18 protein-coding genes and 3 pseudogenes are annotated in these 19,295 nt (G+C 58.5%); 13 read left to right on the top strand and 8 right to left on the bottom strand.

The genetic code is table 11. The annotated features are described in order from the left end of the window. Positions 1-11 precede the first annotated feature (11 nt). From HUK73_RS24750 to HUK73_RS24780, 7 genes are all read left to right on the top strand, one after another. On the top strand, positions 12-722 hold the full coding sequence (locus HUK73_RS24750) for a hypothetical protein (RefSeq protein ID WP_176594399.1): 711 nt from the start codon (positions 12-14) through the stop codon (positions 720-722). A 59-nt stretch (positions 723-781) separates the two neighbouring features. After that, positions 782-1,690 carry a phosphodiesterase gene (locus HUK73_RS24755; RefSeq protein ID WP_176594400.1) on the top strand — a complete coding sequence of 303 codons (909 nt, stop codon included), beginning with the start codon at positions 782-784 and terminating at the stop codon, positions 1,688-1,690. Between the two features lie 278 nt (positions 1,691-1,968). Next, positions 1,969-2,628 (top strand): TetR/AcrR family transcriptional regulator, encoded by a 660-nt coding sequence (locus HUK73_RS24760; protein ID WP_176594401.1) that lies wholly within the window; start codon positions 1,969-1,971, stop codon positions 2,626-2,628. Between the two features lie 92 nt (positions 2,629-2,720). Then, on the top strand, positions 2,721-3,830 hold the full coding sequence (locus tag HUK73_RS24765) for a Gfo/Idh/MocA family protein (RefSeq protein WP_176594402.1): 1,110 nt from the start codon (positions 2,721-2,723) through the stop codon (positions 3,828-3,830). After that, entirely contained in the window at positions 3,827-4,714 is an 888-nt protein-coding gene (locus HUK73_RS24770) for a Coq4 family protein (protein WP_176594403.1), read from the top strand. Before HUK73_RS24765 ends, HUK73_RS24770 begins: the two co-directional genes overlap by 4 nt. Before the next feature lie 410 nt (positions 4,715-5,124). Then, positions 5,125-7,446 (top strand): arylsulfatase, encoded by a 2,322-nt coding sequence (locus HUK73_RS24775; RefSeq protein WP_255326537.1) that lies wholly within the window; start codon positions 5,125-5,127, stop codon positions 7,444-7,446. 2 nt (positions 7,447-7,448) lie between these two features. Beyond that, positions 7,449-8,096, top strand: coding sequence for a TetR/AcrR family transcriptional regulator (locus HUK73_RS24780; RefSeq protein ID WP_176594404.1), 648 nt, complete (start codon positions 7,449-7,451; stop codon positions 8,094-8,096). A gap of 148 nt (positions 8,097-8,244) precedes the next feature. On the opposite strand, the gene HUK73_RS24785 is transcribed toward HUK73_RS24780, so the two are convergent. Beyond that, positions 8,245-8,565 carry an EthD domain-containing protein gene (locus HUK73_RS24785; RefSeq protein WP_255326538.1) on the bottom strand — a complete coding sequence of 107 codons (321 nt, stop codon included), beginning with the start codon at positions 8,563-8,565 and terminating at the stop codon, positions 8,245-8,247. Between the two features lie 233 nt (positions 8,566-8,798). Between HUK73_RS24785 and HUK73_RS24790 the strand changes: the two genes are divergently transcribed. Then, positions 8,799-10,061 (top strand): integrase arm-type DNA-binding domain-containing protein, encoded by a 1,263-nt coding sequence (locus HUK73_RS24790; RefSeq protein WP_176594405.1) that lies wholly within the window; start codon positions 8,799-8,801, stop codon positions 10,059-10,061. Positions 10,062-10,065: 4 nt separating this feature from the next. Here HUK73_RS24790 and HUK73_RS24795 read toward each other — a convergent pair. Then, a protein-coding gene (locus HUK73_RS24795) for an IS630 family transposase (protein ID WP_176591283.1) occupies positions 10,066-11,023 on the bottom strand; the annotation gives its coding sequence in 2 pieces (ribosomal slippage) (positions 10,066-10,680 and positions 10,682-11,023; 957 coding nt in all). Positions 11,024-11,113: 90 nt separating this feature from the next. After that, positions 11,114-11,311: an AlpA family transcriptional regulator gene (locus HUK73_RS24800; RefSeq protein ID WP_176594406.1), complete on the bottom strand. Its 198-nt coding sequence runs from the start codon at positions 11,309-11,311 to the stop codon at positions 11,114-11,116. A gap of 518 nt (positions 11,312-11,829) precedes the next feature. Between HUK73_RS24800 and HUK73_RS24805 the strand changes: the two genes are divergently transcribed. Next, positions 11,830-13,116 carry an integrase arm-type DNA-binding domain-containing protein gene (locus tag HUK73_RS24805; RefSeq protein WP_176594407.1) on the top strand — a complete coding sequence of 429 codons (1,287 nt, stop codon included), beginning with the start codon at positions 11,830-11,832 and terminating at the stop codon, positions 13,114-13,116. Here the strand turns inward: HUK73_RS24805 and HUK73_RS24810 are convergent. Then, complete coding sequence (locus tag HUK73_RS24810) at positions 13,101-13,298, bottom strand: AlpA family transcriptional regulator (protein WP_176594408.1); 198 nt, start codon at positions 13,296-13,298, stop codon at positions 13,101-13,103. The genes HUK73_RS24805 and HUK73_RS24810 overlap by 16 nt on opposite strands. Positions 13,299-13,651: 353 nt before the next feature. Between HUK73_RS24810 and HUK73_RS24815 the strand changes: the two are divergent. The 4 genes and pseudogenes from HUK73_RS24815 to HUK73_RS24830 all read left to right on the top strand — a co-directional run. After that, positions 13,652-13,900, top strand: a pseudogene (locus HUK73_RS24815) (helix-turn-helix domain-containing protein); the annotation flags it as partial. A gap of 55 nt (positions 13,901-13,955) precedes the next feature. Then, a pseudogene (locus HUK73_RS24820) lies at positions 13,956-15,168 on the top strand (IS256 family transposase). Positions 15,169-15,210: 42 nt separating this feature from the next. Continuing rightward, positions 15,211-16,068 (top strand): annotated as a pseudogene (locus HUK73_RS24825) (IS630 family transposase); the annotation flags it as partial. Positions 16,069-16,140: 72 nt separating this feature from the next. Next, positions 16,141-17,118 carry a cation diffusion facilitator family transporter gene (locus HUK73_RS24830; protein ID WP_255326540.1) on the top strand — a complete coding sequence of 326 codons (978 nt, stop codon included), beginning with the start codon at positions 16,141-16,143 and terminating at the stop codon, positions 17,116-17,118. A gap of 111 nt (positions 17,119-17,229) precedes the next feature. On the opposite strand, the gene HUK73_RS24835 is transcribed toward HUK73_RS24830, so the two are convergent. From HUK73_RS24835 to HUK73_RS24850, 4 genes are all read right to left on the bottom strand, one after another. Then, complete coding sequence (locus HUK73_RS24835; protein ID WP_176594410.1) at positions 17,230-17,844, bottom strand: DUF1003 domain-containing protein; 615 nt, start codon at positions 17,842-17,844, stop codon at positions 17,230-17,232. A 183-nt stretch (positions 17,845-18,027) separates the two neighbouring features. Beyond that, complete coding sequence (locus HUK73_RS24840) at positions 18,028-18,168, bottom strand: entericidin A/B family lipoprotein (protein ID WP_176594411.1); 141 nt, start codon at positions 18,166-18,168, stop codon at positions 18,028-18,030. A 54-nt stretch (positions 18,169-18,222) separates the two neighbouring features. Continuing rightward, positions 18,223-19,005 carry an SH3 domain-containing protein gene (locus HUK73_RS24845; protein ID WP_176594412.1) on the bottom strand — a complete coding sequence of 261 codons (783 nt, stop codon included), beginning with the start codon at positions 19,003-19,005 and terminating at the stop codon, positions 18,223-18,225. A gap of 81 nt (positions 19,006-19,086) precedes the next feature. Continuing rightward, complete coding sequence (locus HUK73_RS24850; protein WP_176594413.1) at positions 19,087-19,251, bottom strand: DUF3309 family protein; 165 nt, start codon at positions 19,249-19,251, stop codon at positions 19,087-19,089. Positions 19,252-19,295: the final 44 nt, after the last annotated feature.

Raw genomic sequence — 19,295 nt, forward strand, 5'->3', positions numbered from 1 at the left:
TTGCGGGCGCTATGATCGCCCTGGCCACCGCCGATGTGGCCCTCGCCGGAACCATGGTGGTCCGCTCGACCGGCCCTTCGGCGGCCTCCTATCCGGTGGGCAAGTCGCTCGCGGCGGATGCCAGGCTGACGTTGAAGCCTGGTGACATGATCACCGTGCTCGACGCCAGTGGCACGCATGTCCTCAAGGGACCGGGTCAGGTTGCGGTTGCCGGTTCGGGCGCGGCGACGGGTTCGGGCTTCACCGCCTTGCTCGCCAATGCCGGCGCGCGCCAGTCGCGCACCGGGGCCACCCGCAGCGCCATTGGCGGTGGTCCTGCGCGCAGCCCGAATGTCTGGTATGTCGATGCCTCGCGCGGCGGCGCGCAATGCCTCGCCGATGCCAGTCTGACGGCGATCTGGCGTCCAGACAACGCCACGGAAGGTTCGGCGACACTGACCCGTGAGGGCGACGGCAAGAGCGCGGTCGTGGACTTCCGCGCGGGCCAGTCGGTTCGCGCCTGGCCGGTCGATGAGCTGCCCGTTGCCGAAGGTGCGCGGTTCAAGATCGCGCTGGCCGGCATGACGGAGCCCGTCACGGTCCAGTTCAGTATGGTGAGCCCGGCCAACGCCGATCTGGATGGTGTCGCTGCGGCATTGCTGGCCAAGGGCTGCAGCAACCAGATGGACGTTCTGGTCGAAGGTTCAAAGCAGGAATCCGGATCGGCGCTGGGCACGAATTGACGCGCATTGGCCGGGTTGGGGACCCGGCCAATGCAACCGCACTTGGGTAGGGGCAACTGGTGCTGATAGCGCAAATCACCGACATTCATCTCGGCTTCGATCCGGGCAATCCCGGCGAACTGAACAGGCAGCGGCTCGACATGGTGCTCGATCGTTTGACGACGGGGCCAAACCGGCCGGACCTGCTGCTCGTCACTGGCGATCTCACCGACAGGGGGGATAGCGAGAGCTATGCTCGCCTGGCAGAGGCGCTGGCGCCATGCCCGTTTCCGGTGCATCTATGTGTCGGCAATCATGACCTGCGCGATGCATTCCGGGCGCAGTTCCCTCATGTTCCCGACGCCTTGGGCTTCATCCAATATGCGATCGAGCTGGATGTGCTACGCATTCTGGTCTTGGATACGCTTGAGGAAGGGCGTCATGGTGGGGCGTTCTGCGAAACCCGCGCGACATGGCTCCGCGCCAGGCTGGCCGAAAAGCCGAACGTGCCCACCGTCATCGCCATGCACCACCCGCCGACCGAGATGGGGATCGACTGGATGGACACCGTGTCCCAGGAACCCTGGGTCGCCCGCTTTGCCCAAGCAGTTTGGGGCGCCGATCAGGTGAAGGCTATAGTCTGCGGTCATGTCCATCGGCCGATCATGACGCTCTGGCAGGGGCGGCAGTTGACCGTCTGTGCCTCATCTTCTCCCGAAGTCGCGCTGGATTTCCGTCCAATCGATCCCGATGCGACCGACGGGCGCGCGATGATCGTTGCCGAGGCGCCGGGACTGGCGTTTCACCGCTGGGATGGCGAACGGCTGATCACGCATTTCGACGTTGGCGGCCAGCGCCAGATCCTGGCGCAATATGATGCGAACATGCAGGCACTGGTTCGGCATTTGCTTGAAGAACGTCCCGCTGAAGCAGGCGATCCGGCCTCGTCCCTTCATTGGACGTATCCCGCGCAATCGCACACTGCATAGTTTTCAATATCATTATTATTCCGGCAGCGGCCCTGAACTGCAAGCTACCCTCTGCCGACCCTCGCCCACTCGACAGTCGGATATGGTTGGAGCTGGTCCGCAGTCATAGCAACCAACAAGGTCCATATTTGGACATTGCAGACTATTTGCGTCCATGATGCGGCGGAGCAGGGCGGAGGTAAGATCGTTGTGCTGATCCATGGCGTGTCGCAATATGCAACAGGTGCCGCGATGGCTGTCAATCTGATCGGACAGATCTCGCCAGGATGAGGGAACAGATGACAGGGGTGACGAAGAGCAGGACGGAAGAGGGCATTGTCCAGCTTACGGCGGGGCGGGCGGCTTATCTGGAGCGGCGGAGGGCGACTACGCGCGCCGCCATCCTGTTCGCAGCACGACGGGTTTTCGCAGATGCGACTTACAACGATGCCAAAATCGACAATATCATCCGTGCGGCGGGAGTCAGTCGGGCGACCTTCTATGCTCATTTCGAATCCAAGTTCGAACTGGCCTGCGCGATTTATGATGAGATCGCGCCACAAACGGCCGCTCTTTTCGCCCGGCTCCCGACCTTAGCGCGAAATGATCGGGCGGGAATCGGGCAATGGCTGGAGGATTTTGTCGGCATCCATCTGGAGCATCGCAACGTGACCTCGTTGATCGCGCAACTTCAATTGTTCGAGCGGAGCTTTCGTATCCGTATCCTGAGCGATTCCGAAGCGCTGATCGATCTGGTCGCCGCGGCGGAAGGAACGGGCTTTGCCAGTGCGAAGGGGGCGGGAGATGCGGCCCGGCGAGAGCGGGCGAGGGTTCGCCTGCTGTTCAACCGGGTGGCGATGTTGTGTGCCGAAGTGGCGAGGGGCGAGCTGTCGCCGGAGGATGCCGGGATCAGCCTGGAACTGGTGGGGGAGGAGATCGCGCTGTTTCTCCATGAATGATCCGGTCAATTAATTGCTCCTCCTCTAACGCTGGACTCCAAACTAGACTCAGAGTATGGTTTAAAAAAATGAGCGGTTGAGGAGAGGCGTTGATGGTGATCCGCGTGGCTATGGTGGGAGCGAATCCGGACTATGGCTGGGGATCGGGCGTGCATCGCCGGGTGATCCAGCAACTGCCCGACTTCACTTTGCAGGGTGTCTGCACGACCCGTGAGGACAGCGCCCGCCGCGCCGCGGAGCAGTTCGGCGCGCCGCTCTGGTTCACCGATCATCGCGCACTGGCGGCGCATGCCGACATCGATCTTGTCGCCATTTGCGTGAAGGCGCCCCATCATCATGCCATCGCCCATGCAGCGCTGTCGGCGGGCAAGCATGTCTATTGCGAATGGCCGCTGGCGACCAGCGTGGCGCAGGCGGAGGAACTGGCAACGCTTGCAGAGCGTCAGGGGGTGAAGGCGATGATCGGCCTGCACCTGCACGGATCGCCTGCGCTGCGGCAGGCTGCGCGGCTGATGGAGGAAGGCTATGTCGGGCGGCTCTATGGCGTGAGCGTCCATGCCCGGATGTTCGGACCGATCATGCGCGCCATGGCGACGCGGGCCGGGGGAACGACGCTGCTGTCCATCTATGGCGGTCACCTGATCGACGCGATCGACCATGTTGGCGGCGGGATTGCCGAATGTGGGATGCGCAGCGCCATCCATCTGCCCGCGGTCGATGAAACTGGTGCTGCGGTCGAGCGCGATGCGTTCGATCATCTGCAAGTCCATGGGACGTTGCGGGGCGGGGCGCTGTTCAACCTGGATCTTGCGGGCGTGTCGCTGAGCGGCATGGGCTGCACATGGCGGATCGAGGGCAGCGAGGGCGCGCTGCAGTTGTCGACACGCGATGCGACGTTGCCCGCAATCGAGTCACTGGTCCTGCACGGTGCGCGCCATGGCGGGCCGTTCGAGCCGATCGCTATCGCGCCCGAATTTGACTGCGCGGTCATCCCTGCCGAGCCGGATCGTTACAGCGCCTATCCGGGCAGCTTCGCCTCGCGCGAGGCACTTTCGTCCATCGGCAATCTCTATGCCGAACTGGGCATGGCAATCCGCGCCGATACGCCCGTCACGCCCGATTTCCATCGCGCCGTCGCCATCCAGAGGATGCTGGCGCGGCTGGACGCCCCGTCCCCCCTCGTTACCGGAGTTGCCGCATGAGTGCCGATGCAGACCCGCAAATCGATGATGTCACTGCCGGGAGTCCCGTCTTCTACCTGAATGGCCGTAGCAGGATCCGAACGGAAAGCAGCGTGCCGATCAGTTCCTCCCGCTGGCTGAACGACGCCCGCGTGCGCGAATGGATGGCGACCGAAAGCCTGCGCCGCAACGGCCATGACTATCCGCTGCTCTACGGCCTGCCGATGTTGATGGAGGCGGTCGATCAGGTGCGCGACATCGATCATGCCGAACGGCTGGTGGAGCAGGAGCGCGTGCGCAATCCCGCCTTCGATCGCTGGTTGAGCGAAGCTTTCGTGTCGACCTATTCGAAGGAGGATCTGCGCACCTGTCCCGAAGGATCAGTCGGGCGGCAACTGTTCGACTATATGGACGAATTTGACCTTTCGCCCGAACTCAATTCGCGCATCCTGGCTGATCCTGACTGGAAGCCCGCCAACACACTCGACTATTGGAACCTGCGCATGGGGCAGACCCATGACTGCTATCATATATTGGGCGAAGTCGGTTTCGGGTCGGTCGCGGAATATTTCATCACTGGCGTGGTGACGGGCAATGCCTTCCGCCATTTGGGACCTGAGCTGGCCGGGGCGTTGATGACGGTCAACACGCTCATCATGTTCCCCTGGATGACACGGACCATGCTGCATTATCCTGGCGCCTGGCCGACGCTATGGCGAAACCTGAGCTATGGCTATGAGGTTGGGCAGCAATCCGATATGCTATTTTCTGCCCGTTTCGAGGACATATTGCACCTGCCGCCAGCGCAGGCGCGCGAGGCACTGGGCTGGCGTGGGCATCGGGAGGATGTCGACAGCCGGGAGGCGTCGCTGATATTCGGTGAGGGGCGCGAAATCATTCCCTGAGGGTTATGATGAGACCTATCACCCGCAAAACCGAGTTACTCTTTCGCATCGAAAAAGGTAAAGAGGCTGGCCATTGAATGCGGGCGGGCGGAACGATCCGGAACGTCCAGGCCGATCGCGGCCGGACAGATCCGCGTGCCCTTTGCCGTTAAGGGCGCATGAGCGGAGACGGCGGGATCAGCGGATGCGTCGTTTAAATATCGTCCGCCCTGACATACCGAATGCACCGATGAACGGCCACGCCAGGACAAAATGCCCTGCCATGAAGGGCCGGCCGTAGCCGCTTAATCCGGCAATGTTCTGCCGATCAAATGCCCGGTGCCCTGCATTTCGAGGGGCGGTGATAGATTTTAAATGACTCTATTTAATTCTGGTGTTATGTGTTTCTCCCGAGCGAGAGGGAGAGGAGCATGGCCGCGATGCACGGCGCGATGAGGCTGCGATACATTTTGGCGCTGCTGGCAGGCTGTTCGCTCTTGTCGTCGTCGCCCAGCCATGCAGGATCGGCCAATCCTCACGGGCGGGTTCTCTTCCCCAACAGCGCCGAATTCCCCGTCGGTTGGCCCTCTCAACCCCGCCCTGCGCCCGATGCGCCCAATGTCCTGCTGATCATGACCGATGATGAGGGCTTCGGCGCGAGCAGTACCTTTGGCGGTCTGATCCCCACGCCGAATTTCGACCGGCTGGCGCGCCAGGGGCTGCGCTACAATAATTTCAACACCACCGGCATGTGCTCGCCGTCGCGCGCATCGCTGCTGACCGGCCGCTATCCGCATAACGCCGCTATGGGGGCGCTGAGTGACATTGCGGCGGGATATGATGGCTATAGCAGCGTCATCCCCGCCTCAACGGCCACCGTTGCGGAAATCCTGAAAGAAGGCGGCTATGGCACGGCCATGTTCGGTAAGGCGCATATCACGCCGCCCTGGGAACTGACCGCAGCAGGGCCATTCGATCGATGGCCGACCGGGCTTGGTTTCCAATATTTCTATGGCTTCCTGCAAGGGGACACCAATCAGTTCGCGCCCAATCTGGTCGAGAACACACGCTATATTTCACCGCCCACCGATCCGGCCTATTTTTTCGAGAAAGATCTGGCCGATCGCACCATCCACTGGCTGCGCGAACAGGATCAGGCCGATCCGCAGCGCCCCTTCTTCATCTATTATGCTCCTGGCGCTACGCATGCGCCGCATCACGCGTCGGCGGACTGGATTGCCCGCTTCAAGGGGCAGTTCGACGCAGGCTGGGATGTCCTGCGCCAACGAATCTTCGACCGGCAGAAGGCCTCGGGCACCATTCCCCGCGACACCAGGCTGACGCCGCGTCCTGCCGAGCTACCGGCCTGGGACAGCCTGTCCGCCGATCAGAAGCGTATCGCCGCCCGCTTCATGGAAGCCTATGCCGCTCAGCTTGCCTATGTCGATGCCCAGATCGGCCGGGTACTTGATGAACTGGACGCTTCCGGCAAGGCGGACAAGACCATGGTCATCCTGATCCAGGGCGACAATGGCGCCAGCGGTGAAGGCGGGGTTCAGGGCAGCTTTTTTGAGCAGAGCCTTAATTTCAACCTGCCTGAAAGCGACGCCTTCAAACGCGCCCATATCGACCAGATTGGCGGGCCATTATCCGACAATATGTATCCGGCCGGCTGGGCCTGGGCGATGAACACGCCCTTCCGCTGGTTCAAACAGAATGCGTCCCATTTCGGCGGCGTTCGCAATGGTCTTATCATCCGCTGGCCGGGTCATCTCAAGGACAGTGCTATCGTGCGCGGCCAGTTCAGCCATATCGCCGACATTGTCCCGACCATTCTTGACGCGACCGGTATCCAGACTCCGACCATGGTCAACGGCGTCGCGCAAAAGCCGATGGATGGGATCAGCCTCAACTACAGCTTCACCGATGCCAAGGCCGCGTCCCGGCGGCGGACCCAATATTTCGAGATATTGGAGAATGTGTCGATCTATAAGGATGGGTGGATCGCCGCGACGCGCCCTGCCTATATGCCCTGGCAGCTTTTCTCGCCCGACCGTCCACGCATTGCCTTCAACGAGAGGCAATGGGAACTCTATCATGTCGACAAGGACTTCAGTGAGTTTCACGACCTCTCGACCGAGGAACCGGGCCGGCTCCATGCGCTGCAACAGCTTTTCCTGGAGGAAGGCAGCCGCAATAATGTCTTCCCCTTGCACGAACCGGGCGAAGGCGTCGCAGGCCGACCCGGTGGTTATATCCGGACCGACTATATTTTCGGGCCAGAAGCCAGCAATGTCCATGTTACGGCCGCACCTCCACTTGGCAATCGCTCCTATGAGATCACCATCGATGCCGTGGTCCGCGCGGATAGAGGCAATGGCGTTCTGGTAGCGCAGGGCGGACGCTTCAACGGCTTCAGCCTGTATCTGAAGGATGGCGTGCCCAGCTTCACCTATAATGCCGTCCCGCCGCGCGTCTTCACCTTGCGCGCAGACCGGCCCTTGGAACCGGGCCAGCATCGGCTCAGCGTGAGCTTCACCCTGGACGGTGGGCGGGACCGGAGCGGCGATCTGCGCTTCTCCATCGACGGTATGGAGGCTGGCGGAGGCCATATTCCGATAACGCTCCCGCGCTTCTGGTTCACGGAGGGGCTCGATGTCGGCAAGGACTTGCTTACACCCGTCAGCCCGGACTATGCCGTGCCCAACATCTTCCCCGGAGACATCCGTTCCGTCCATTTCCATTTGCGCTGAATATGAACACCGCCGCCAAAGCCTTCAAACCCAGCCAGATCAAACTGATCCTCGCTGCCGAACGGCTTTTCGCCGAGCATGGCATCGACAATGTGCCGCTGACAGAGATCGCTCTGGCCGCTGGCCAGGCGAATAATGCCGCCGTGCATTATCATTTTGGATCGCGCGAAGCACTGGTCGCAGCGATTTCTGCCTATCGCATCGCCGAACTGGATCGCATCCGGGCGCAGATGCTGGATGATCTCATGCATCAGGGCAGTGAACCGGGATTGCGGGCGCTGATCGAAATCCTGTTCCGTTCGCAATTGGCAATGGCCGATGAGCGGGGCTGCCATCCCTATGCCCAGTTCATGGTGCAATATCTCACCCGGCATCGGCCAGCCGGCACACCCCATGCCAGTGATGCGCGCAACGACCAGACAGAGGCGCTGCATCAATTGCTGGACCGGATCGAGGCGCAACTGCCCGATTTGCCTCCGGCGCTGGTGCGGCGGCGGCTGGAAATGCTCAACCTGTCCTATCTCGCCATGCTGACGCGCCACGATCAGGCACGTTTGAGCAATCAACCATGCTTGCTGCTCGCAATGCAAATTCAGGATGCGATAGCCATGACGGTGGCAGGAATTCAGGCGCCATTGCAACAGACCTGAGCCTTGAACTCCGTGAGATACGGAATGGCTGCTGTTCAGTTCATTCCAGGCAGGAAGTCCAGGCTTCAGTGCTGGTTGCGCAAAGCCGGCACGCGTGCCGTTATCCGCGCACCGATAGCCCGGCGCCCTTTTGAGCAACGATCCTCCCTCAATCGAGATGGCGGAAATCGAACTGGGATGTGGGAACGATATCGATGCGCGTGAAGTCGATAAAGCCCGCGCAACTCTCCATCATGGCCTTCAGATTGGCGCCAAGCTTCTCCTCATTGCCAACTGCGTCGAAGAAAGCGCTTTGGTCCGTCATCGCCTCCAGTGCGAAGCATTCTTCGACAAAGGCGTCATAGGCGGGAGCATCGTCCGTCAGCGGCTTGACGATGAGGTTCTGGACATATTCGAAATTGGCCTGTGTTTCGATGGCCACGCGCGTATGGTGAGAATGCCAGTGGCTGATCGCCGCCTCGCGCGTCATGTCGGGACGGAAGCTGATGAAGCTGGCTTGGCTTAGACTCTAAGTTTGATCATGGGGCCTCAAGAGGTCGCAGAAAGAACAAAAAAATGTTTTAATAACAGATGCTTATGCGATATAATTGTTGCCTGCGGTTTCAGGCAGGACCGGGTGGGTTCATTGGCATTTGTTGGCAGAAACGTTGGAAGGGGTCGGCGTGCCCAAGCCTGGTGCAAGCCCCAAAAAGGGTTGGGTCAATGTTAACAAATGAAACTATTCGCGCACTGGCACGGACAGATCGGGTGATAAAAAAGTCGGATGGGGGAGGGCTGTATATTTCGGTCGTCCCGAAAGGTGGTGCAAGATGGTACATCGCCTACCGGTATGGCGGGAAGCAAAAGACATTATCTGGCGGGAAATATCCCGAAATTAGCATTGATCGTGCCCGCGTGTGGCGTGAGGAAATCCGCAAGATGCTCGAAAATGGTGTCGACCCGGGAATATGCAAAACGCCATTCGAGAAAAGTGATTCCGAAAATGTTGTGACGTTTGAAGAGGTCGCTTGTGAGTGGATGCAAAATAAGAAATGCGACTGGACCGATCGCACTGCTCGGCAAATCGGGCGCTATTTCAAAAATGATGTCTTTCCGATTGTCGGGAAATTTGCCGTGAGATCGATCACACCCGCATTAATGCTGGAAGTTTTTCAACGAATAGAAAGCAGAGGTGCTACGGTTGTGTCGCACCTTGTTAGAACATGTTGCAGTGAGGTTTTTCGTTCGGGTATCCCGGACGGGCGCGTGGTCTTAAACCCATGCCGTGATTTAGACGTCGCTATGAAGCGACGCCCGCGAAGAAAGCATTTTGCAAGGCTCTTGCCCGGTGACTTCCCTCGGTTCTTCGCAGCGTTGAAAGCGGATCAAGGATCTCAGATAGTGCATCTGGCAATCAGATGGACCATCCTTACAATGGTTCGCTCTAAAGAAACACGCTTTGCACAATGGAAAGAATTTGAGGACCTTAACAGCGCTGAGCCAATCTGGCGGATACCGGCAGAACGGATGAAGAAGCGGAATGAACACATAATTCCGCTTCCACCACAAGCGGTCAAACTTCTACGTGAAATAAAAGCCTTGAATATTGCGGGGCAGGCAGGTGACAAACGGTATGGGAAATACCTCTTCCCTAGTCCGCTGAGCAATGATGGCGTCATTGCTGAAGGCTCGATGATCGGGACGCTCAAGAGATTGGATGTTGGTGACATAACGGTCCATGGCTTTCGTGCTGTCGCCAGTTCAATCTTGAATGAATCGGGACTGTTTAGCCCTGACTGGATCGAACTGCAGTTGGCGCACGAGCCGCCCGGCGTAAGGGGTGTTTACAATAAGGCGCGTTATCTTGAGCATAGGCGCAAGATGCTTATTTGGTGGGCAAGTTACCTTGATCGAGCAGAAACGACCGTCGGATCCGAAAGTTTGGCGGTTGTACGCCCCCAGAAAGCAGAAGTGCTAGAGCGGTGAGCGATTAGTTGGACGCATATCCGGCGGCCTTGAAATATTCCCAACATTCTTCGGCAGAATAGAGGTCGCAGATATGTCCGAGAGCCTTCCATAGCTCATCGATGGTCCGCGCCCCGATCCGTCGCAGGTGCGATTTCAATTTAGCGAAGGCCATTTCTATTGGGTTCAAATCGGGTGAATAAGCGGGGAGGAAAAGGATCCACGCACCTCGCTCTTTAAGGCAGGCTTTGACCTTTTCGCTTTTGTGGCTCGACAGATTGTCGGCGATCACAACATCGCCGGGGCTGAGCGTTGGCGCCAACTGGGTTTCGATATAGGTTTCGAACAGGCGCCGGTTCATCGGTTGGTCGATCACCCACGGGGCAACCAAGCAATCGCAGCGCAGCCCCGCGATGAAGGTTTGCGTTTTCCAATGACCGAACGGAGCGCGGGCCTTGAGACGCTCTCCTTTTGGCGCCCGGCCACGAAGCTTGGTCATCTTCGTGGTGGTCGCCGTCTCATCCAGAAAGACGAGGTGATGAGGCTTTGCGCGCATCTGCGGCTGCCGGTCGAGGCGCCATCGCAGTCGCGCATGAGCGACATCATCGCGTCCGCACTCGCTGGCCAGCAGCGTTTTTTTTTACCCGATAGCCAGCCTGGATCAGCACCCGCGAGAGGGATGCCGGATGGGCAACTACGCCCGTCTCCGCTGCAAGCTTGTTGGACAGCTCCGACATGCCGATGTCTGGTTCCCTATCCACCCAGCCCGTCAACCGGGCCATATACGGCGCCAACTTACCAGCGCCGCGTGGCCGCCCTATTCGTGAAGAAGCAGCCGAACCTGTTCGTTCCACTCGCTGCAACAACTTCACTGCGCAACTCGCGCTCACACCGAAATGGCGGGCCGCCGCCCGGCGCGAGTGTCCCGCCCTTACGTGCGCCGATATCCGTTCCCGCAAATCAGCCGAATATGCTCTGCCCATGGTTCACCTCCACAGGCACATGAATCACAAATCCGCGCAAAAAGGAATCGTCCGCGATTCCTACTTTGCGCTCACTGCTCTAAACTGGCTTCAGTCAGAGTGGTAATCGATAGGGGAGACCATCCATTCCGCTATTTGGGATTGGCGCCACGCAACAGCTCTGGCGCCAATTTTAATTGCGGCAGGAAATGCACCAACAAGCATTTCTCGGTAAATTGATGCCTTGGATTTGCCCGTTTTGGCAATCACGTCACCAATTCGAAGGAATCTTTCACTTTCTTCTATCATGCAAACCAATTCCCTGTTTGGTCTGCCCGCAAAGTTGATCATGCCTGCCATGTAAGAAGATTGCAAGCGTGATCAATCCGGCCCGATTGGGGGCGCTCGGTTATGTCGCAGCATTCACCGATTGTGGCCGTCCCATTTCATAGAGAAACTGCAGCGGAGATGTTAGATGTGATAGCCCGCGTTGGACTTCGACCTCATGGAGAGTGGCTTGGAACCCGGGCGCCAATTTCAACATTCTGTTGGTTTGACTTTTGTCAATATGAAAAAAATCATTTAATAGCAATATGTTAAATAACTTTGAAGTAGGCTGCCCCGCAACCAAAATTCGGTCCAGATGGACCAACAAAGTCTCAAATGGACGTGAAAAAATCCGCTTCTTTCAAGCGGTTACCTCATGTAATATGATCTCACACAGGATCATAACCGCCCAGGTGGTTACCATGAGATTTGTTGGTAAATTTGTTGGTTCGAAAGTCAGGATTTTAAGTCCCGCGCACGGTTTTCAGGAGTCCTGATCCGTGTTGACCGACACCCTTATCCAAGCGATTCTCCCTTCCGATCGTCCCATCAAGAAAGCCGATGGCAGAGGCCTCAATATCTGCGTCTTGCCCAATGGGCGACGTGAATGGCGACTCTCCTATCGCCTCGATCATAAACAGAAGAGCATCACCGGCGGCGACTATCCGCTGATGAGCATCGATCGCGCCCGCGTCTGGCGTGCAGAGATGAAAGCGGTTCTCGCGGCCGGCCATGATCCCGCTGACATCAGGCGGAAGCAAAAGCATGACGATCACGCGGAACGCACGACGTTCCGCCAACTGGCTCAGGAATGGATGGTTGTCAAGCGACCGGGATGGTCCGATCGCTATGCCGGCGTGATAGAAAGGCGGCTTGAGGCCGATATTTTTCCGACCATCGGCAAACTGTCTGTCCGCGCGATCCTGCCGCGCGACATGCTCAATGCGCTCAAGACCATCGAGGACCGGGGCGCCATCGAGATGGCGCATCGGGTCCGGGCCTATTGTAGCGAAATCTTTCGGTTCGGTATTCCCGATGGGAGAGTGCAATCCGATCCTTGCCGTGACCTGGCGACAGTGATGCGCAAGCGAGCGGCGGTGAACCATCGGTCGAAGATCCCGATCAAGGAATTGCCGCGCTTTTACGCAGCCCTGAACGCTGATACCGGCTCCAGGCTCAGCCATCTCGCTTTGCGTTGGACCATCCTCACGATGGTTCGGACAACGGAAACCCGGCATGCGCAATGGTCCGAGTTTGAAGGTCTCGGTGGACCTGAACCATTATGGCGGATTCCGGCTGAGCGTATGAAAATGCGGGTTGAGCATCTGGTGCCCTTGCCCCCTCAGGCCGTCGCTCTTCTTCGGGAGATCAAGGAACTCAACGTCTATGGCAAATATGGCAATGAGCGTTTCGGCCAATATCTCTTTCCGGTGATCGGCAATCAGGGCGACACGATCAGCGCTAACAGGATGCTGACGTTGCTTCAGCGCTTGGGCGTCGGGGACAAGGCGACCGTGCATGGGTTCCGCTCGATCGGCAGTACGGTGCTCAACGAGAGCGGCCTGTTCAAGGCCGACTGGATCGAGCTTCAACTGGCACATGTGCCTGGCGGTGTGCGCGCCGTTTACAATGCCGCGCACTATCTGCCCCATCGTCGCAAGATGCTCGAATGGTGGGCGGACTATCTTGACCAGGTCGAACAGGCGTCAGCGGCAATCGCTATCGAGAAGGCGATGCCGGCAAAGCCTGCTGTGGGTACACTGGAATGGTTTCAGTCGTCCTGGTAAGCGCTGGGCGCCTGCATCCAGCGTAATATCTGCGATAGGCGCCAGGCAACCGCCCTGGCGCCTATCTTCTCTGGTGCTGGAAATGTGCCCAGATGGATATCGCGATAGATCGATGCCTTGGGCTTGCCGGTCTTGTCCATCACGGCTCGCAACCGCAGAAACTGCTCGTCTTTTTCAGTCATGTGCAAACCTAGTACCTACGCCTGGTCTGCCCGCCTCACCATCATGCCGATCTGGCATCAGGATTTCAAGTGGGACCTGCAGGAACCAGCCCTGACCCAATCATCTGTGACCGGGAATGGGACATTCCCGACTGTCCGGTTACGGAACTAGGCCGCAAGAATTTGCCGTTCGCTTGTGCGCAGGCCGGTTATACAATTTTCCAACGTCGACCCTGCCTTCACGCCTGTTTGCTCTTCGAGAACAGCTATTGGTCTGAAGGTACGCGCGGAGAGAAGCACGACATGCTAGTCACCTGGAACTGAAGTAAGTTATATTGTAGATTGATCCTGTCGGAACGACGGGAGCGAGCGAGATGGCGCGAGGTCGGCCTCTTGAGGCCCTGATTTTGACGGCGGACGAGCGTGCCTATTTGGAACGGCAAGTGCGGCGTCATCGGGTGGCGCGCTCGCTGTCGGAGCGCTGCCGTATTGTCTTGCGCTGCGCCGATGGCATGCAAAGCAAGCAGGTGGCCGCCGATCTTGGCGTGAGCGAGCGCACGGTCGGCAAGTGGCGCGCGCGGTTTTTGCACGATCGCATTGACGGTTTACTCGACGAGCCACGGGACTGTCAGGAATTTCGTGTGCGGCGAGGCATAATGGGGAACAAGGAGACCCACTATGTCGCGACGCAAAGAACCTTCGATACCGAACGACATTCTCGACCAGTTGCTGGCCGGCACTGACGCGGCATCGGCGCTCAGCCAGGGCGGCCTGCTCGATACATTGAAGAAGGCATTTGCCGAACGGGCGCTCAATGCGGAGATGGATCACCATCTTGGCCAGGAGGAGCAAGGGACCAACAGCCGGAACGGCTATGGCCGCAAGACAGTGACGACCGATGGAGGACGGATCGAGATCGAGGTGCCGCGGGATCGGGCCGGCAGTTTCGACCCGCAGCTGATCGCCAAGTACCAGCGGCGCTTCCCCGGCCTCGACGACAAGATCATCTCGATGTATGCGCGGGGCATGAGTACGCGGGAGATTACCGGTCATCTGCGCGACCTGTATGGGATCGACGCCTCGCCCGATCTGATCAGCACGATCACCGACGCGGTGCTGGAGGAAGTCGCAGCCTGGCAGCAACGGCCGCTGGATCCAGCCTATCCGCTGGTTTTCTTCGATGCGATCCGGGTCAAGATTCGCGACGAAGGCATGGTCCGCAACAAGGCGATCCATATTGCCCTAGGGGTCATGGCCGACGGGACCAAGGTGGTCCTGGGGTTGTGGCTGGAGCAGAATGAAGGCGCCAAATTCTGGCTGCGCGTCATGAACGAACTGCGCAACCGCGGCGTTGAGGATATCATGCTGGCCGTCGTCGACGGCCTCAAGGGCTTCCCCGACGCCATCACCGCCGTCTTCCCCGAAGCGATGGTTCAAACATGCATCGTCCACCTGCTGCGCAACTCGATGGATTTCGTGGCGTGGAAAGATCGCAAGGCGCTTGGAACCGCCCTCAAAGCGATCTACCGTGCCGTCGATGCTAGAAGCCCTGACAGCGTTCGAAGCCAGCTTCTGGGGGCAGCGTTACCCGGCCATCGGCCAAAGTTGGCGCCGGGCATGGCCCGAGGTCATCCCGTTTTTCGCCTTTCCCGACGAGGTCAGGCGGATCGTCTATACGACAAATTCGATCGAGGCCCTCAATTCCAAGCTCCGCCGCGCTGTTCGTGCCCGGGGGCATTTCCCCAATGATGAGGCCGCCACCAAGCTCCTCTATCTGATCTTGAACCGATCGGAGAAAGAGTGGAAAATGCCACCGCGCGAATGGAACATGGCGAAGGCGCAATTTGCCCTGCTCTTCGGCGAACGTTTCATCAGGGCCATGACGGCCTGATGGTCAACCGCCTCGCCGCACACGAAATTCCTGACAGTCCCCGAACCACGCTCCGGTCGTCTGCGCTCGATCGACGACGATGCAGTGGCAGCGGTGATCGAACGAACGCTGCGAACGCTCCCTGCTGATGCGACCCACTGGTCGATCCGTTCGATGGCAGCGTCTGCCGGCCATTCGCACACGACGATCCGGCGGATGTGGAACGCGTTCGGGCTGCAGCCGCACCGGGCAGAGACCTTCAAGCTGTCGCGCGATCCGCTGTTTGTCGACAAGGTCAGGGATATTGTCGGCCTTTATCTATCGCCGCCAACCCATGCGCTGGTCCTGTGTGTCGACGAGAAGTCGCAGATCCAGGCGCTCGACCGCGAGCAGCCCATCTTGCCGATGATGCCCGGCATGCCCGAGCGGCGCACCCCGTCCTATATCCGGCACGGGACGACCTCGCTATTCGCCGCCCTCGATGTCGCCACTGGCGCCGTTATCGGTAAATGCTACAAGCGGCATCGCGCAACCGAGTTTCTCGATTTTATCAAACAGATCGACGGCAATGTTCCCGACGGCCTCGACGTCCATATCGTCATGGACAATTACGCCACGCATAAGACGCCGATGGTCAAGGCATGGCTGGCGCGCAGGCCGCACTATCACGTCCATTTCACACCGACGTCCGCATCGTGGATCAATCAGGTCGAGCGCTGGTTCGCCGAACTCACCCGGAAGCAGATCCAGCGCGGGGTCCATACCTCCACAGCCCAGCTCGAAGCCGACATCCGCAGCTTCATCGATCAGCACAATGCCGAGCCCAAGCCCTTCCGATGGACCAAATCCGCCGACGATATTCTCGCCTCAGTCAAACGCTTCTGCCAAAAGACCGAGCAAACATTATGCACCGAACTTTAGATTCAGGTGACTAGGGCGTGTTATGGTAACAAGAATGACCAATATCTGAGAACGACTGCTATGGCAGGTGGGATGAATTCAGAAACAAAGATTCTCGTAATCGCGCTCGTTGCGAACGGGGGGATCGCAATCGCCAAGTTCATTGCGGCGGCGATTACGGGATCGTCCGCGATGTTGACCGAGGGTGTGCATAGCCTCGTCGATTCGGGCAATGAGTTATTATTGATCTATGGCCAGAAGCGGGCGGCCAAGCCTCCGGACGCCGCTCATCCTGGAGGCTATGGCCGCGAATTTTATTTCTGGAGTTTTGTCGTGGCGCTCCTTGTCTTTGCGCTCGGCGCGGGCGTGGCGATCTATGAAGGAATCGTTCATCTACTGGCCCCCGAACCAGCTGTCTCACCGCTGATAGCTTACACCGTTTTGGCAATAGCCTTTTTTCTGGAAGGAGCCTCGACCGCAGCAGCGTTTCGCCGGTTCGACGCGGCTCGGGGCGACAAGCGTTGGTGGCAGGCTCTTACTTCTACCAAGGATGCGGCGACCGTCATCATTTTGTTGGAAAATGGTGCAGCAATGGTCGGTGTTGTTATCGCCGCGATTGGACTCGGCCTTTCCCAGGCGACCGGTGAACCACGGTTTGACGGTGCTGCGTCGATCCTGATCGGCCTCCTGCTTGGGGCCGTGGCTATCTTTTTGGCCAGGGAAGCGAAAGGTCTACTTATCGGTGAAGCGGCCGATCCTGAACTTATCGCCGGCATTCGTCGCGCCGCGACCCGGGAAGGCGTGATGGGCGTCGGCGAGATCATTGCGATTCACAATGGACCGACCGAAATCATTGCCACTGTAAATGTCGATTTCGATAATCGGATTTCAGCGGGAGATGTCGAGCGTATCATCGGTGAGATCGAGCAAATCTTACGAATAGACTTTCCCAGCATCTATCGTGTCTATATCCGGCCACACGAAGATGCCGGGGTCAAATTTGGTGTAACACGTGGATTGGCAAAGCCAAGTCAATCGTTCGACCAGATATCCCATCCAGACGTAGGATAGTATTCCTCACACTCTTGGAGTTGACGCCATCAACGGTGGTAGGCTATGCATAACTAAATCATCACCTACTCTTGCGGTAGAAATCTTATCTTCTCCTGCTTCAATCCAGATTCATGAGACAATTGAAGCACGCTCGATTAGCCGGTATTGGACAAGCAGTTCAAGCAATTCGCCCTGCCTCCTTAGCAGCATTTCCAATCGGTCGATCTGCAGAGCATCGAGCTTTTCATGCAAGGCCATGATCTCCAATTCAGCCTTGAGATTGATTTCATAATCGAGACCGGCCGAAATACGATCGCGTGCAGCCTGCCGGTTCTGCGACATCAGGATGATAGGTGCCTGCAACGCGGCGATCATCGAGAGAATCAGGTTCAGGAAAATGAAGGGATATGGGTCGAAAGCTGGACCGAAATATATCAGCGCCAGCGTGTTGAGTCCTACCCACGCACCCAGCGCCACTACGAAAATGATGATGAAGGTCCAGGAACCCCCAAAGCGCGCGACCCGGTCCGCGATACGGTCGCCAATGGTCTGGTCATCGTCTACCGCGCGATTGACGCTGCGCGTGACATGATGCCGATCGGCGATTGTGGAGATGACGCGCTGTTCGCGCACCGAAAGCTCGGATAGCCCTCCTTCCAGCAGTCGCTGGGCAAGATCCGCAACCCGTGCGTCTGGTTTGGCTGCAACCGTCCTAGACGCTGGTTGAACCCGAATTTCGCTCATTCAGTCTACCCTAGCGCAACCAAATCTTGTTGCAATCCATTGGAAACCGTGCGCAATTTTGCACCTGAGACGGCAAGAACGGCCGCTTTTTCATCGCTTATTGCGAGGACCAGCCCGCGCTTCACGCACCCTGTGCCTCCGCTGTACCAGCGGGCTGGTTTCATGAATTCCTGTTGCGCGCTGTCACTTCGCATCCTGTGCGGTTTGCTCAACAGCTCTACCCGCCGATTGCGCATCTTTTCCGGCGCCTTCGACAGTGTTGCAACTCGCAACGGCCAGGCCGCCCAGCAAAATTGCAAATCGAATATAGCGTGAAATTCTCATAGTAGGTCTCCATATTCATTCATGAGGCGACATCCCATTTGACGGTGCGGATCGTTATTGCCGGTCATTGCGCATATTTTCGGCCTCGGCTTTTCTCCTGGCGCGCTCTTCGGCATCGCCATGCTTCGCGGCAGCGGAGTCATTCTTTCCTTGCGCATCGGGCGCGGCTTCCCAAGGCCGCTGATCACGATTCCGCATCGCACCGGGGCTGACATTGGGGCGGTCGGGCGTCGGCACCGCCTGAGGGGTAGCGTCGCGGCGGTAGGGATTTACCGGCTGATCCCTGTACTCAGACTCACGCCTGTCCGGCGCCATCTGCGGACGCTGCCGGTCGTTCCCCCGACGATACCGATCCGGGGTGGTGGGCCAGGGTCCCCATTCAGGCCTGTAATTGTCGTAATAGTGGCTCTCCCAACGAGAGCGATCGGAATAGAATGGACGGCTGCGATAATGATTGTCCCAATAGTCGTCGAACCGGAACGACAACACAAGGATGCTCATATAGGGCGCAATCGTGATAATCGACTGTCGCCGCCCCCGGTAATCGGCGCCCAGAAGGCGACCGGCAACCCAGCCGCGATCCGAACGGTAGCCCACATCGCACCAACTCCAGTTATTCAGGCAGCCGTAAATATCGACCCGGCGGTTACCGGGGATGAAGCGTATGACAGGATAATCCGTGTCTGGCCCGGCCCACATCCTGACCTGCCTCAAGGTATAGCCGGTCGATGTCCGGCCATGCCGCGACCATCCTGACTGGGCTTGGGCCGCAGGAGCAAGCGACACGAGCGGCACTGCCAGTGCGGCTACAGACGCCATGAGCATGAATGCGCGCATGAAAAATATCCTTTGATGCTGGTCTGTTATCATCAATGAAGCTGAAGGCCCTCACCCTTGCGGGCTCGCCGGGAACTGTATTCACAGCCGACCGGTCAGAAACAGCAGGGCAACGATGATCAGAATAACACCGATCACCCCTATTCCGCCGTGACCAAAGCCATAGCCATAGCCGCCGAAGCGGCCACTGAAACCGCCCAGCAACAGGATGACGAGGATGATGACGAGGATAAGCCCGATGGTCATAATCTATCTCCTGCCGATCCCTCCCCTCACTGCGGAGGAATCGT

Source organism: Sphingobium sp. EM0848 (assembly GCF_013375555.1).
Lineage (GTDB): Bacteria > Pseudomonadota > Alphaproteobacteria > Sphingomonadales > Sphingomonadaceae > Sphingobium.

Coding starts and splice junctions, on each gene's coding strand:
- HUK73_RS24850 (WP_176594413.1), bottom strand. CDS start 19,251: ATGACCATCGGGCTTATCCTCGTCATCATCCTCGTCATCCTGTTGCTG.
- HUK73_RS24775 (WP_255326537.1), top strand. CDS start 5,125: ATGGCCGCGATGCACGGCGCGATGAGGCTGCGATACATTTTGGCGCTG.
- HUK73_RS24845 (WP_176594412.1), bottom strand. CDS start 19,005: ATGCGCGCATTCATGCTCATGGCGTCTGTAGCCGCACTGGCAGTGCCG.
- HUK73_RS24760 (WP_176594401.1), top strand. CDS start 1,969: ATGACAGGGGTGACGAAGAGCAGGACGGAAGAGGGCATTGTCCAGCTT.
- HUK73_RS24800 (WP_176594406.1), bottom strand. CDS start 11,311: ATGATAGAAGAAAGTGAAAGATTCCTTCGAATTGGTGACGTGATTGCC.
- HUK73_RS24790 (WP_176594405.1), top strand. CDS start 8,799: ATGTTAACAAATGAAACTATTCGCGCACTGGCACGGACAGATCGGGTG.
- HUK73_RS24835 (WP_176594410.1), bottom strand. CDS start 17,844: ATGAGCGAAATTCGGGTTCAACCAGCGTCTAGGACGGTTGCAGCCAAA.
- HUK73_RS24840 (WP_176594411.1), bottom strand. CDS start 18,168: ATGAGAATTTCACGCTATATTCGATTTGCAATTTTGCTGGGCGGCCTG.
- HUK73_RS24780 (WP_176594404.1), top strand. CDS start 7,449: ATGAACACCGCCGCCAAAGCCTTCAAACCCAGCCAGATCAAACTGATC.
- HUK73_RS24765 (WP_176594402.1), top strand. CDS start 2,721: ATGGTGATCCGCGTGGCTATGGTGGGAGCGAATCCGGACTATGGCTGG.
- HUK73_RS24785 (WP_255326538.1), bottom strand. CDS start 8,565: ATGACGCGCGAGGCGGCGATCAGCCACTGGCATTCTCACCATACGCGC.
- HUK73_RS24810 (WP_176594408.1), bottom strand. CDS start 13,298: ATGACTGAAAAAGACGAGCAGTTTCTGCGGTTGCGAGCCGTGATGGAC.
- HUK73_RS24770 (WP_176594403.1), top strand. CDS start 3,827: ATGAGTGCCGATGCAGACCCGCAAATCGATGATGTCACTGCCGGGAGT.
- HUK73_RS24830 (WP_255326540.1), top strand. CDS start 16,141: ATGAATTCAGAAACAAAGATTCTCGTAATCGCGCTCGTTGCGAACGGG.
- HUK73_RS24750 (WP_176594399.1), top strand. CDS start 12: ATGATCGCCCTGGCCACCGCCGATGTGGCCCTCGCCGGAACCATGGTG.